Origin of the sequence: Streptomyces sp. NPDC050564, from assembly GCF_044457265.1 — a bacterium.
Lineage (GTDB): Bacteria > Actinomycetota > Actinomycetes > Streptomycetales > Streptomycetaceae > Streptomyces.
Genome location: NZ_JBITGS010000003.1, coordinates 356204 through 370240, shown reverse-complemented (window position 1 = coordinate 370240; position 14037 = coordinate 356204). Strand labels below are relative to the sequence as shown.

Genomic DNA, 14037 nt, shown 5'->3' with positions numbered 1-14037 from the left:
CCATGGGAAGCGCAAAGCCGACAGCCGTCGCACTCCAGGGAGCACCTTCATGGCCTCGTTGCCGAACCCGTCCCTTTCGTCCGAGCTTGCCGAGAGCCGAAGGCGCATCGACGCACTCCGCCAGGCCCTCGCCACCCGTGTGGTGGTGGCCGACGGCGCGATGGGCACGATGCTCCAGGCGCAGGACCCTACGTTGGAGGACTTCGAGAATCTCGAAGGCTGCAACGAGATCTTGAACCTCACCCGCCCCGACATCGTCCGCTCCGTCCACGAGGCGTACTTCGCGGTGGGCGTCGACTGCGTCGAGACGAACACGTTCGGGGCGAACCACTCCGCGATGGCCGAGTACGACATCGCCGACCGTGTCTTCGAGCTCTCCGAGTCGGGGGCCCGCATCGCCCGCGAGGTCGCGGACGAGTTCGGCGCCCGTGACGGTCGTCAGCGCTGGGTCCTGGGCTCCATCGGTCCCGGTACGAAGCTGCCGACCCTCGGTCACGTCGGCTACGGAACCCTGCGCGACGGATTCCAGGCGAACGCCGAGGGCCTGATCGCCGGCGGCGCGGACGCCCTGATCGTCGAGACCACCCAGGACCTGCTCCAGACGAAGTCCTCGGTCCTGGGCGCCCGGCGCGCCATGGAGGCGACCGGCGTCGACATCCCGCTGCTCGTCTCGATGGCCTTCGAGACGACCGGCACGATGCTTCTCGGATCCGAGATCGGCGCCGCGCTGACCGCCCTCGAACCGCTCGGCATCGACATGATCGGCCTGAACTGCTCGACGGGCCCGGCGGAGATGAGCGAGCACCTGCGCTACCTCACCCGCCACTCCCGCATTCCCCTGCTGTGCATGCCGAACGCCGGTCTGCCGGTCCTCACCAAGGACGGCGCCCACTTCCCGCTCGACGCGGAGGGGCTGGCCGACGCCCAGGAGAACTTCGTACGCGACTACGGTCTCTCCCTCATCGGCGGCTGCTGCGGTACGACGCCCGAGCACCTGCGCCAGGTCGTCGAGCGCGTCAACGGGGTCACGCCCCCCGAACGACACCCGCAGCCCGAGCCCGGCGCCGCCTCCCTCTACCAGACCGTCCCGTTCCGTCAGGACACCGCCTACATGGCGATCGGTGAGCGCACCAACGCCAACGGGTCGAAGAAGTTCCGCGAGGCCATGCTGGACGGGCGCTGGGACGACTGCGTGGAGATGGCCCGCGACCAGATCCGCGAGGGCGCGCACATGCTCGACCTGTGCGTCGACTACGTGGGCCGTGACGGCGTGGCCGACATGGAGGAGCTGGCCGGGCGCTTCGCCACCGCCTCCACGCTGCCGATCGTTCTGGACTCCACCGAGGTGGACGTCATCCGGGCGGGCCTGGAGAAGCTCGGCGGCCGCGCGGTCATCAACTCGGTCAACTACGAGGACGGCGACGGCCCGGAGTCGCGCTTCACCAAGGTCACCCGCCTGGCCCAGGAACACGGCGCCGCGCTGATCGCGCTGACCATCGACGAGGAGGGCCAGGCCCGCACCGTCGAGACCAAGGTCGCCATCGCCGAGCGGCTGATCGAGGACCTGACGACGAACTGGGGCATCCACGAGTCGGACATCCTCATCGACGCCCTGACCTTCACCATCTGTACGGGGCAGGAGGAGTCCCGCAAGGACGGCATCGCGACGATCGAGGCGATCCGCGAGCTGAAGCGCCGCCGCCCGGACGTGCAGACCACGCTCGGCCTGTCGAACATCTCCTTCGGTCTCAACCCGGCCGCCCGCATCCTGCTCAACTCGGTCTTCCTGGACGAGTGCGTCAAGGCGGGCCTGGACTCGGCGATCGTGCACGCCTCGAAGATCCTGCCGATCGCCCGCTTCGACGAGGAGCAGGTACAGACGGCTCTGGACCTCATCTACGACCGTCGCGCCGAGGGGTACGACCCGCTGCAGAAGCTGATGGCCCTGTTCGAGGGAGCCACCACCAAGTCGCTGAAGGCGGGCAAGGCGGAGGAAATCGCCGCGCTTCCGCTGGACGAGCGGCTCAAGCGGCGGATCATCGACGGCGAGAAGAACGGCCTCGACGCCGACCTCGCCGCGGCGCTCCAGGACCGCCCCGCGCTCGACATCGTCAACGAGACCCTCCTCGACGGCATGAAGGTCGTCGGCGAGCTGTTCGGCTCCGGCCAGATGCAGCTGCCGTTCGTGCTCCAGTCCGCCGAGGTCATGAAGTCGGCTGTCGCCTACCTCGAACCGCACATGGAGAAGTCGGACGCCGAGGGCAAGGGCACCATCGTGCTCGCCACCGTGCGCGGGGACGTACACGACATCGGCAAGAACCTCGTCGACATCATCCTGTCCAACAACGGCTACAACGTCGTCAACCTCGGCATCAAGCAGCCGGTCTCCGCGATCCTGGAAGCCGCCGAGGAGCACCGGGCCGACGTCATCGGCATGTCCGGGCTCCTGGTCAAGTCCACGGTGATCATGAAGGAGAACCTGGAGGAGCTGAACCAGCGCGGACTCTCGGCGGACTACCCCGTCATCCTCGGGGGAGCGGCGCTGACCCGGGCGTACGTCGAGCAGGACCTGTACGAGATCTACCAGGGCGAAGTCCGCTACGCCCGGGACGCCTTCGAGGGCCTGCGCCTAATGGACGCGCTCATCGGGGTCAAGCGCGGGGTGCCCGGAGCGGTGCTCCCCGAACTGAAGCAGCGCCGGGTGCGCGCCGCGGCCGACACGGTGGTCGAGGAGCGCCCCGAGGAGGGCCATGTCCGCTCCGACGTCGCCGTCGACAATCCCGTGCCCAAGCCGCCGTTCTGGGACACCCGTGTCATCAAGGGCATCCAGCTCAAGGAGTACGCCTCCTGGCTGGACGAGGGCGCCCTGTTCAAGGGGCAGTGGGGCCTCAAGCAGGCCCGCACGGGTGACGGGCCGACGTACGAGGAACTGGTCGAGACCGAGGGCCGGCCGCGGCTGCGCGGGCTGCTGGACAAGCTGCAGACGGAGAATCTGCTGGAGGCGGCCGTGGTCTACGGCTACTTCCCGTGCGTGTCCAAGGACGACGACCTGATCATCCTGGACGAACAGGGCAACGAGCGCACCCGCTTCACCTTCCCGCGCCAGCGCCGTGGCCGTCGGCTCTGCCTGGCCGACTTCTTCCGGCCGGAGGAGTCCGGCGAGCGGGACGTCGTGGGCCTCCAGGTCGTCACCGTGGGTTCCCGCATCGGCGAGGAGACCGCCAAGCTCTTCGAGTCGAACTCGTACCGCGACTACCTCGAACTGCACGGCCTGTCGGTGCAGTTGGCGGAGGCGCTGGCCGAGTACTGGCACGCGCGCGTGCGTTCCGAGCTGGGCTTCGCCGGTGAGGACCCGGCCGCCATCGAGGACATGTTCGACCTGAAGTACCGCGGCGCCCGCTTCTCGCTCGGCTACGGAGCCTGCCCCAATCTGGAGGACCGGGCCAAGATCGCCCGCCTCCTCGAGCCGGAGCGCATCGGCGTCCACCTCTCCGAGGAGTTCCAGCTCCACCCGGAGCAGTCCACGGACGCGATCGTGATTCACCACCCGGAGGCGAAGTACTTCAACGCGCGCTGAGACCTACGGCGACGGACGATGGGTGGTACGCCGACGGCGCCGAGAAAGGCACGTCGACGTGCTCCGAGACGTACCGCGACGCGCCCCGAGAAGTATGGGCACGCGCGCTGATCGGATAAGTCGTACACTGGTCGGTCCACTGCAGGCCGGTTGTCCCTTTCCCAAAAAAGGGCAACCGGCCTGATCGTCCCTCAAGGAGGTGCGCCCGGATGACCAGTACGGTCCCCGCGCTCGGTACCCGTACGGCCGAAGGCTCTGCCCTGGAGGCCGTACTCCTCGACATGGACGGCACCCTGGTGGACACCGAGGGCTTCTGGTGGGACGTCGAGGTCGAGGTCTTCAGGTCCCTCGGCCACGTCCTCGACGAGTCCTGGCGCCATGTGGTGGTCGGCGGTCCCATGACCCGCAGTGCCGGATTCCTCATCGAGGCCACCGGAGCCGACATCCCGCTCGCCGAGCTGACCGTGCTGCTCAACGACGGTTTCGAGGACCGTATCGGCCGCTCGCTGCCGCTGATGCCGGGCGCGGCCAGACTCCTCGCCGAACTGGCGGCGCACGAGATCCCCACCGCCCTGGTCTCCGCCTCGCACCGGCGGATCATCGACCGCATCCTGAGCTCGATCGGCCCCCAGTACTTCGCCCTGACCGTCGCGGGCGACGAGGTGGAGCGGACCAAGCCGTTTCCCGACCCGTATCTGCTCGCGGCCTCCGGGCTCGGCGCGCTGCCGGCCAGGTGCGCCGTCATCGAGGACACGGCGACGGGCGTCGCCGCCGCCGAGGCCGCGGGCTGCCAGGTGGTCGCCGTCCCCTCGGTCGCGCCCATCGCCCCGGCCGCCCGGCGGACGGTGGTGACGTCTCTCGAAGAGGTCGACCTGCCTTTTCTGCGCGGCTTGATGACGCAAATGCGCTAGACGTTCACCCAGCGTGCACAGCCGAATGCACGGAAAAGCGGGAGAGGGTTGCCGCCGGGAATTCGATCGCCGCCGGATGGCCGAATTCCGGTACTTGCCAACCCAGTTGAGGGTGTGACGTTCGTCACTCGACAGGCGGTCGACATTCGGGGTGACGTGTGCAGTTGCCCCCCTTTCGGGGGTGATGGACGTGCCCTTGTGTCCTGATTAGTGGAACGCTGTACGAATCCTTCCGCTGTCGGGTTATCGGTGCGTCCGCGCCCGGTTTCGCAGCGTGAGGGAAACCCAACTCCGGTCCCTGTGAGCCGTCCTGGTGGTGCGGACTAATCTCATCGCGAGAACATCGCCACAACCCCCGTGATCCGCAGCGACACCCCTGCATGCCGGGTACACGGACTCGACAGCTCTGGAGAAACTCGAGCATGAACCGCAAGACTTTGGTGCTGCCGGCCGTGGTCGGCCTGCTCGCCCCTGTGCTCGCCGCCTGTGGTGGGTCGGACAGCGGGAGCAACAGCGGCGATGCCATCGTTGTCGGCACCACGGACGGGTTCAAGGCGACGAAGGCTGCCCCGGCTCCACTCGACCCGGCATACGCGTACGACGTCGGCACCTGGAACATTCTCCGCCAGACCGTGCAGACCCTGATGGTCCAGCCGCGTGGCGACGGTGAGCCGGAGCCCGAGGCCGCCGAGAGGTGCGGCTTCACCGACACCGGCAACGAACGCTACGCCTGCACGCTGCGCAAGGACCTGAAGTTCTCCAACGGTGACCCCGTTACGGCGAAGGACGTCAAGTTCTCGATCGACCGCGCGCTGTCGCTCAAGGCCGACAGTGGCGTGTTCGCCCTGCTGTCCACCGTCGACACCGTCGAGACGCAGGGTGACCGCGAGGTGATCTTCCACCTCAAGACCGCGGACGCCACCTTCCCGTTCAAGCTGTCGACCCCGGTGGCCGGCATCGTGAACCCCAAGGACTACGAGAAGGGCAAGCTCCGCGACGGTTTCGCCGTGGACGGCTCCGGCCCGTACACCCTCGAGTCCGAGGTCAAGGACAACGCGATGGTCAAGGCCGTCTTCACCAAGAACCCGAACTACAAGGGTCAGTTGAAGGTGAAGAACTCCAAGGTCGAGATGCGCTCCTTCAAGAGCGCCGCCGACATGGGCACCGCGCTCGAAAAGGGCGACATCGACCTGATGACCCGCTCGATGACGCCGGACCAGATCAACAAGCTCGGCAGTGCCACGGACAGCAACATCAACCTGGTCGAGATGTCCGGCCTGGAGATCCGCTACCTGGCCTTCAACACCGACGCTCCGACGGTGAAGACCCGGGCCGTCCGCCAGGCCATGGCCCAGATCGTCAACCGCGGCGAACTCGTCGCCAAGGTGTACGGCTCGCAGGCCGAGCCGCTCTACTCGTTGGTCCCGGCCACCATCACCGGCCACTCCAACTCGTTCTTCAACAAGTACGGGGACCCGAGCGTCAGCAAGGCCAAGTCGCTGCTCGCGGGAGCCAACATCACCACCCCGGTCAAGGTCACCCTGCACTACACGACCGACCACTACGGCTCGGCGACCAAGCAGGAGTTCGAGGTGCTGAAGAAGCAGCTCAACGCCAGCGGTCTGTTCGACGTCAGCATCACCGGCACGACCTGGGACAAGTTCGTCCCGGCCGAGCGGGCGGGCGACTACGACGTCTGGGGCATGGGCTGGTTCCCCGACTTCCCGGACGCCGACAACTACCTCGCGCCGTTCCTCGACAAGGACAACTTCCTCAAGTCGCCGTACACGAACAAGCAGATCATCAACAACCTGATCCCGGAGTCCCGGCGTGAGGCCGACCGTCTCACCGCGTCGAAGAGCCTCACCGACATCCAGGACGTCGTGGCCGACGACGTCCCGCTGCTGCCGCTGTGGCAGGGTAAGCAGTATGTCGCCGCGCGGGACGACATCACCGGTGCCGAGTGGGCGCTCAACTCCTCCTCGACCCTCCAGCTGTGGGAGCTCGGCCGCGGCATCGGCTGACCGATCTCCCCGCCCCGGGGCCGGGACGGCCCCGGGGTTCGAGACCCGACGACAAGGCACATGCTCGTGAACATGCGCAACCAGTGGCCAGTTCTGCCGATCGTGGCGGGGCTGGCCTCCGGCCTGCTCACCGGATGCGGCTCGGAGACGGGCGACTCCGGGGGCAGCGGCTCCTCCGTGGTCATGGGGATGTCCGACGACGTCTTGGCCACCGACCCGGCGTCCGGATACGACCCCGGTTCCTGGCTGTTGTTCAACAACGTCTTCCAGTCGTTGCTGAGCTTCCCCAAGGGCGGAACCGAGCCGGCGCCCGAGGCCGCCAAGGAGTGCGCCTTCACGGACACCCAGACCAAGGTGTACAAGTGCACGCTGCAGGACGGGCTGAAGTTCAGCAACGGTGACGCGCTCACCTCGAAGGACGTGAAGTTCTCCTTCGACCGCATGCTGAAGATCAACGACGACTCCGGTCCCGCGATCATGTTCCCGATGCTCGACACGGTGGACGCGCCGGACGGCAAGACCGTCGTCTTCCACCTCAAGTACGCCGACGCCACCTTCCCGAGCAAGATCGCCTCAGGCGCCGGCTCGATCGTGGACCACCAGCAGTACGCCGCCGACGGACTGCGCAAGGACGGCGAGGCGGTCGGCTCGGGCCCGTACAAGCTGGACTCCTTCAGCAAGGACGAGGCCGTCTTCTCGGTCAACGACAGCTACAAGGGCACCGCCAAGGTGCAGAACTCCGGCGTGAAACTGAAGTTCTTCCACGGCGACCAGGCCGGCCTGAAGAACGCCCTGCTCAGCAATCAGATCGACGTCGCCTACCGAGGCCTCGCCGCCGACGACATCGCCGACATCGAGAACAACGCCTCCACCGGCCTGGGTATCAACGTCGTCGAGGGCAGCAGCGCCGAGGTGCAGCACCTCGTCTTCAACATGGACGACCCGGTCGCCGGCAAGCTCGGCGTGCGCAAGGCCATTGCCTATCTGCTCGACCGCGACGCCCTGGTCAACGAGGTGTACGAGGATACGGCGACGCCGCTCTACTCGATCATCCCGGCCGGCATCACCGGCCACAACACGTCCTTCTTCGACACCTACGGCGCCCGCCCCTCGAAGCCCAAGGCCGAAGCCGCGCTGCGCGCCGAGGGCATCACCGGCAAGGTGAAGCTGACCCTCTGGTCGACGCCCTCGCGCTACGGTCCGTCCACCGACGCGGAGTTCCATGCGATCGCCAAGCAGCTCAACGCCAGCGGGCTGTTCGACGCGACCGTGAAGTCCGTCGCCTTCGACCGGTACGAGGCGGACATCGCCAAGGGCAAGTACGGCGTGTATGTGAAGGGTTGGGTGCCCGACTACCCGGACCCGGACAACTTCACGGCCCCCTTCTTCGGCAAGGGCAACGTGCTGAACAACAACTTCACCAACAGCACGATCACCGGCCGGCTCATCCCGAAGACGGCCGCCGAGAGCGACCGCTCCTTGACGGACGCCGACTACGGCACACTGCAGGACCTCGTGGCCGACGAGCTGCCGGTCATCCCGATCTGGCAGGCCAAGCAGTACGCCGTGGTCCGTGACAACGTCTACGGCCTGGAGTACTGCCTCGACGCCTCGACCGTGTTCCGCTTCTGGGAGATCAGCAAGGGCTGACCGCGCCGTACGTACGTCGAGGGCGCCCCCTTCCAGAAGGGGGCGCCCTCGACGTGTGTGCTGTGGGTGGGCTACTGCGCGCCGGGGCGCACCAACCCGCTCTCGTACGCGTACACCGCGGCCTGCACCCGGTCGCGCAGCCCCAGCTTGGTCAGGACGTGCCCCACGTGCGTCTTGACCGTGGTCTCGCTGACGAACAGGTCGGCCGCGATTTCCGCGTTCGACAGTCCGCGTGCCACCAGCTTCAGCACCTCGACCTCACGCTCGGTCAACGTGTTCAGCGTGTCCGGAACCGGCTCGTCGCCGGACGGCAGATGGCCCGCGTACTTGTCGAGCAGCCGGCGCGTGATGCTCGGCGCGAGCATCGCCTCGCCCGCCGCGACCACCCGGATCGCCTGCACCAGCTCATTGGCGGGCGCGTCCTTGAGGAGGAAGCCGCTGGCGCCCGCGCGCAGCGCCTCCACCACGTACTCGTCGAGGTCGAAGGTGGTCAGGACGAGCACCTTCGCCGGACCGTCCCGGCCGGGGCCGGTGATCTGCCGGGTCGCCTCGACACCGTCCATCCGCGGCATACGGATGTCCATCAGAACCACATCGGGTTGCAGGGCACGTACTTGGTCGAGTGCCTGGAGACCGTCACCGGCCTCGCCGACGACCGCAAGATCCTGCTCCGCTTCCAGGATCATCCGGAAGCCGGTGCGCAGCAGCGGCTGGTCGTCGACCAGTAGGACGCGGATGGCCACGTAAGTCTCCTTCGCTAGTCCGGCCCCATTCTGCCCTGCGCGGCACCACCGGACTCCGGCGCCCTGACCGGGAGCGGATAGGGCGGGGGAGTACCGCCGAATTCAGGACATACCGCTTGGTGGTCGCACCAGCCGCACAGCTTGGTGGGCCGGGGACGCCAGTCACCCGTCTCGGTGGCCTGCCTGATCGCGTCCCACAGGGCGAGCAGCTTGCGCTCGACCCGCTCCAGGTCCGCGATCACGGGGTCGTACGTCAGCACGTCACCGCTGCCGAGATAGACGAGCTGGAGCCGGCGCGGGACCACCCGCTTCAGCCGCCACACCACGAGAGCGTAGAACTTCATCTGGAACAGGGCGCCTTCGGCGTACTCGGGCCGGGGCGCCTTGCCCGTCTTGTAGTCGACGATCCGGACCTCGCCCGTCGGCGCCACGTCGACCCGGTCGATGATGCCGCGCAGCTTGAGCCCGGAGTCGAGCTGCGCCTCGACGAACAACTCCCGCTCGGCCGGTTCGAGCCGGGTCGGGTCCTCCAGCGTGAACCAGCGCTCCACCAGCTGCTCGGCCTCGGTCAGCCAGCGCGCCAGCCGCTCGCCCTCCGGGTCGTCGGCGAACAGCTCCACGACGTCCGGCTTCGTCTCCCGCAGCCGGTCCCACTGCCCGGGGATCAACGACTTGGCGCGCGGCGCCGTCCGCTCCGTCGCCGGTGCGTCGAAGAGCCGCTCCAGGACCGCGTGCACCAGCGTGCCGCGCGTCGCCGCCTCGCTCGGCTTCTCGGGCAGCTTGTCGATCACCCGGAACCGGTAGAGCAAGGGGCACTGCATGAAGTCACTGGCACGCGAGGGAGACAGGGACGAGGGCGGCGCGGCGGGTGCGACTGCCGGTGCGGCCGCTATGGCCTCGTCGGCTTCGGTCGCGCCGGCTTCGGTCGGCTCGGTCGCCACGCGTGGTGTCCGCTCTGCCGGTACGGTCGCCCCGGCGCTGTCGTCGCTGCCCGGCTCCGCGACGCCCTCGGTGCTGGTCTCCATGACGACAGACCTTACGGCCCGCCACTGACAGTGACCCAGCCGTGGTGTGGGCGAAGGCGGGGAAAACGGAGGGGGTGCCGGGGCGGAACGCGTCGCGACGGCCGCATACCATCGACCACAGACCCTCCTGCTCCGCATGATCGGGGCGGGTGACGCTTCGAACGAGGGGACATCGTGGACGAGAGCGGCGGGAGCGGGCAGCCGCGGTCCGGTACCGATGCAGCGACCGAGCGCCACGAGGGGCCCCAGGGCTCCACGGGCCCGGCCGCGGACACCGAGCGGCCCGGACCTGCCCGGCACGATCGCCCCTCCGGGCCGACGCCCACCGGCGACCCCGAGCCCCGGTCCGACGCCGACCCCGACGCCTCGGACGAGGCCCGGCCCGCCGGTGGACAGGCCGAGACCGCCACCGATGCCTCGAACGAACCCGAGTCGCACCCGCGTCGCCCGGACGACTCCCCCTCCGACACCGGTGACACCGGTGACACCGAGGAAACCCTTGTCCAGGCGGGCCCCCAGCCGTCGGGACCCGAGTCCGCCCGGACCTTGGCCCGGTCCGGCACCGGCCGGGGACGGCCGCCGCGGCGCGGCAGGGAGCCCGGTGGTGGGCTGCTCATGGGGCGGCCCTTCGGCGTGCCCGTATATGTAGCGCCCAGCTGGTTCCTCGTGGCCGCGCTGATCACCTGGGTGTTCGGCGGTCAGCTGGACCGTGTGCTGCCGGAACTCGGCGCCACGCGTTACCTGGTCTCCCTCTTCTTCGCGGTGGCCTTCTACGCCTCCGTACTCGTCCACGAGCTGGCCCACACCGTCGCCGCCCTGCGCTTCAAGCTGCCGGTGCGCCGGATTCAGCTGCAGTTCTTCGGCGGGGTCTCGGAGATCGAGAAGGAGGCCGAGACCCCGGGCCGGGAGTTCGTGCTGGCCTTCGTCGGCCCGCTGCTCTCGCTCATTCTGTCCGGCCTCTTCTATCTCGCCCTGCAGACCGTCGAACCGGGCACCGTCCCGGGCGTCCTGCTGGCCGGCCTGATGATCTCCAACCTCATCGTGGCCGCCTTCAACCTGCTGCCCGGACTGCCCCTCGACGGCGGCCGCATGCTCCGCGCCGTCGTCTGGAAGATCACCGGCAGGCCGATGAGCGGGACGGTCGCCGCCGCCTGGGTCGGCCGCGCCCTCGCCGTCTCCGTACTGATCGGGCTGCCCCTGCTCACCCAGTCCGGAGCACTCGGCGACACCCCGGACAACATCGGCGGCATGGACACCGTCACGGACGCCCTACTGGCCGCCATCCTCGCCGCGATCATCTGGACCGGCGCCGGCAACAGCCTCCGGATGGCCCGGCTGCGCGAACACCTGCCGGAGCTGCGCGCCCGCTCGCTCACCCGCCGCGCGGTCCCGGTCGAGACGAACACCCCGCTCTCGGAGGCCCTGCGCCGCGCCAACGACGCCGGCGCCCGGGCCCTGGTCGTGGTCGACGCCGACGGCGAACCGCTCTCCCTCGTCCGGGAGGCCGCCATTGTCGGCGTACCGGAGCACCGCCGCCCGTGGGTCGCGGTCAGCGGCCTCGCCCAGGACCTCACCGACGGCATGCGCGTCTCCGCCGAGCTCGCCGGCGAGGAGCTCCTGGACGTCCTGCGTGCGACCCCGGCCACCGAGTACCTGGTGGTGGAGGAGTCCGGCGAGATCTACGGAGTCCTGTCCGCGGCCGACGTGGAGCGCGCTTTCGTGAAGGCGATGGCCCGCCCCACCTAGTGGTCGGCGGCCCCTTCAGCTGCCGGTAGGCTGGTCACATGTCCGAACCGACCGGTGCCGCCCGCAGGCGCGGGCCCTTCAAGGTCGGGGACCAGGTTCAGCTGACCGACCCCAAGGGCCGCCACTACACGTTCACGCTCGAAGCGGGGAAGAACTTCCATACCCACAAGGGTTCCTTCCCGCACGACGAGCTGATCGGCGCTCCCGAGGGCAGCGTTGTCCGCACCACGGGGAACGTCGCCTATCTCGCGCTGCGCCCCCTGCTCCCCGACTACGTTCTGTCCATGCCCCGCGGCGCCGCCGTGGTCTACCCCAAGGACGCGGGGCAGATCCTGGCCTTCGCCGACATCTTCCCCGGCGCACGCGTCGTGGAGGCGGGCGTGGGCTCCGGCTCGCTCAGCAGCTTCCTGCTGCGCGCCATCGGCGACCAGGGAATGCTGCACTCCTACGAGCGCCGCGAGGACTTCGCCGAGATCGCCCAGCAGAACGTGGAGCGCTACTTCGGCGGCCCGCACCCCGCCTGGCAGCTCACCGTCGGCGATCTCCAGGACAACCTGAGCGACACCGACGTCGACCGCGTCATCCTCGACATGCTCGCCCCGTGGGAGTGCCTGGAGGCCGTCTCCAAGGCGCTCGTCCCGGGCGGCATCCTGTGCTGCTACGTCGCGACCACCACGCAGCTCGCACGGACCGTCGAGTCCATCCGCGAGATCGGCTGCTTCAACGAGCCGACCGCCTGGGAGTCGATGATCCGCAACTGGCACATCGAGGGCCTGGCCGTCCGTCCGGACCACCGGATGATCGGCCACACCGGCTTCCTGCTCACCGCCCGCCGCCTCGCGGACGGCGTCGAGCCGCCCATGCGCCGCCGCCGCCCCGCCAAGGGCGCGTACGGCGAGGACTACGCCGGCCCCAACGCCGACGGCGGCACGGCCCGCTGACGCATCCGTCGCGCACTTGTCGCTGACGTACCCAACGCACCACAAATGTGGCCGAGTTCCCGAAATCGCCCGGGAACTCGGCCACAGCCCTTTTCTGTTGACGCGCCGCCAGAAGTCCGGACCCCGCCGTTCCACCGCGGTGTGACGTGTGGCACCATGCGGGACACCCCCACCGGCACAGCCCTCACAGGAGACACTCCTAGTGCAGCAATCCGCCGTCCCGGAACTGGCACACACGCACACCAGCCCCATCCAGTGGGTCGCCACGGCCACCGCCATCGCCGGAGTCGTCGCGCTGTCCTCCGTCCTGCAGCCCGACCCGGCGCGGGCGGCCCAGCCCGGCCCCGAGGCGAAATCGGTGGCGGCCGTCGCGGCGCCCGACCCCGCCGGTGTCGACTTCCCGATCGAGTGCGGGCCCACCAAGGTCCTCGTACAGAAGAAGGCGTCCGGAGACCTCGACGGCGACGGCCGCCCGGAGACCGTGGCCGTCGTCCGCTGCGACGCGGGCTCGGGCACCCCGCCCAACGGCGTCTACGTCCTGACCCAGGCCGACGGCGCGAAGAAACCCCGCGTCGTCGCGACTCTGGTCGATCCCAAGGACCGCCTGAGCGTCACCGACTTCGCGCTGCGCGACGGAGTCGTCACCGCCACGCTGCTCGGCTACTCCTCGTCCGACGTGCCGAGTTGCTGCCCGGACGTGAAGGACCGCGCCAAGTGGCAGTGGAAGGGCGACGTGTTCGTCCGCTCGACACCCTCCGAAGCACGGAGTGTGTGAGCACACCTTCGGACGTCCGGACCATAGGAAAACCCTCCGCGCAGCGGAGGGTGTGAGGAAGCAGACAGTCGGTGACGCGGAGTACCTCGCGAGTCACTCCGCGTCAGGGCCGTAGATCTCGACCTTGTCCGAAACCCGACGTACGTGGATACAGTCGCCCGGGCATTCCTTCGCCGAGTCCGTCACATCGCGCAGAAGCGGCAGCGGTACGGGCGTTGTGGCGCCCGGGGCCTGCAAAAGCTCGTCGTCGGGGCTCTTCACATAGGCCAGACCGTCGATGTCCAGCTCAAAGACCTCAGGCGCATACTGAGCGCAGATCCCGTCGCCGGTACAGAGATCCTGATCGATCCAGACCTCGAGTGCCTCGCCGTCGACTGCGGCCTCCTGCTGCACGGTCATTTCTCCTGCCGTTTCCTGCGCCGAGCGATCCGAAGACTGGGGAATCGGGCCAGCTCTGGCGGGTGTTGAACACTTCGACCCTACCTCCGTCGGCTTCCCAATCATGTTCGGTGGGTATTCCCCTGGCGTGAGGGAGAGCGCAAGGGTGAAGATCGGACACACCTCGACAGTCTTTGTGATCTAGGGGTTTCAATCGACACCCACCCAGGTAGGGTCTGGAAGCGTCCAGCTCCCCTTGGAGGAGGT

Annotated in this window: 10 protein-coding genes; 7 read left to right on the top strand and 3 right to left on the bottom strand. The window is 68.6% G+C overall.

Features of this window, described 5'->3' with window-relative positions; genetic code table 11:
• The first annotated feature begins 49 nt into the window (after positions 1–49).
• The 4 genes from metH to ACIBK0_RS07550 all read left to right on the top strand — a co-directional run bounded on the left by metH (position 50) and on the right by ACIBK0_RS07550 (position 8162).
• Complete coding sequence (gene metH / locus ACIBK0_RS07565; protein ID WP_399076660.1) at positions 50–3577, top strand: methionine synthase; 3528 nt, start codon at positions 50–52, stop codon at positions 3575–3577.
• Between the two features lie 209 nt (positions 3578–3786).
• Positions 3787–4488, top strand: coding sequence for an HAD family hydrolase (locus ACIBK0_RS07560; RefSeq protein ID WP_399076658.1), 702 nt, complete (start codon positions 3787–3789; stop codon positions 4486–4488).
• Between the two features lie 422 nt (positions 4489–4910).
• The gene (locus ACIBK0_RS07555; protein WP_399076655.1) at positions 4911–6512 is read left to right on the top strand and encodes an ABC transporter substrate-binding protein; all 1602 of its coding nucleotides are present in this window, start codon (positions 4911–4913) and stop codon (positions 6510–6512) included.
• A 66-nt stretch (positions 6513–6578) separates the two neighbouring features.
• Positions 6579–8162 carry an ABC transporter substrate-binding protein gene (locus ACIBK0_RS07550; RefSeq protein WP_399076756.1) on the top strand — a complete coding sequence of 528 codons (1584 nt, stop codon included), beginning with the start codon at positions 6579–6581 and terminating at the stop codon, positions 8160–8162.
• Positions 8163–8233: 71 nt separating this feature from the next.
• Here ACIBK0_RS07550 and ACIBK0_RS07545 read toward each other — a convergent pair whose 3' ends face one another.
• On the bottom strand, positions 8234–8905 hold the full coding sequence (locus ACIBK0_RS07545; RefSeq protein WP_399076652.1) for a response regulator: 672 nt from the start codon (positions 8903–8905) through the stop codon (positions 8234–8236).
• A 14-nt stretch (positions 8906–8919) separates the two neighbouring features.
• Complete coding sequence (locus ACIBK0_RS07540; RefSeq protein WP_399076650.1) at positions 8920–9930, bottom strand: RecB family exonuclease; 1011 nt, start codon at positions 9928–9930, stop codon at positions 8920–8922.
• Between the two features lie 174 nt (positions 9931–10104).
• Between ACIBK0_RS07540 and ACIBK0_RS07535 the strand changes: the two genes are divergently transcribed.
• The 3 genes from ACIBK0_RS07535 to ACIBK0_RS07525 all read left to right on the top strand — a co-directional run bounded on the left by ACIBK0_RS07535 (position 10105) and on the right by ACIBK0_RS07525 (position 13392).
• A complete protein-coding gene (locus tag ACIBK0_RS07535) occupies positions 10105–11676 on the top strand; it encodes a site-2 protease family protein (protein WP_399076648.1) in 1572 nt (523 codons plus the stop codon).
• A gap of 38 nt (positions 11677–11714) precedes the next feature.
• Entirely contained in the window at positions 11715–12617 is a 903-nt protein-coding gene (locus ACIBK0_RS07530; RefSeq protein ID WP_339128330.1) for a tRNA (adenine-N1)-methyltransferase, read from the top strand.
• Positions 12618–12819: 202 nt separating this feature from the next.
• A complete protein-coding gene (locus ACIBK0_RS07525) occupies positions 12820–13392 on the top strand; it encodes a hypothetical protein (protein WP_399076645.1) in 573 nt (190 codons plus the stop codon).
• Positions 13393–13485: 93 nt separating this feature from the next.
• Here ACIBK0_RS07525 and ACIBK0_RS07520 read toward each other — a convergent pair whose 3' ends face one another.
• Positions 13486–13791 (bottom strand): ferredoxin, encoded by a 306-nt coding sequence (locus ACIBK0_RS07520; protein WP_399076643.1) that lies wholly within the window; start codon positions 13789–13791, stop codon positions 13486–13488.
• Positions 13792–14037: the final 246 nt, after the last annotated feature.

Coding starts and splice junctions, on each gene's coding strand:
- metH (WP_399076660.1), top strand. CDS start 50: ATGGCCTCGTTGCCGAACCCGTCCCTTTCGTCCGAGCTTGCCGAGAGC.
- ACIBK0_RS07560 (WP_399076658.1), top strand. CDS start 3,787: ATGACCAGTACGGTCCCCGCGCTCGGTACCCGTACGGCCGAAGGCTCT.
- ACIBK0_RS07555 (WP_399076655.1), top strand. CDS start 4,911: ATGAACCGCAAGACTTTGGTGCTGCCGGCCGTGGTCGGCCTGCTCGCC.
- ACIBK0_RS07540 (WP_399076650.1), bottom strand. CDS start 9,930: ATGGAGACCAGCACCGAGGGCGTCGCGGAGCCGGGCAGCGACGACAGC.
- ACIBK0_RS07530 (WP_339128330.1), top strand. CDS start 11,715: ATGTCCGAACCGACCGGTGCCGCCCGCAGGCGCGGGCCCTTCAAGGTC.
- ACIBK0_RS07520 (WP_399076643.1), bottom strand. CDS start 13,791: ATGACCGTGCAGCAGGAGGCCGCAGTCGACGGCGAGGCACTCGAGGTC.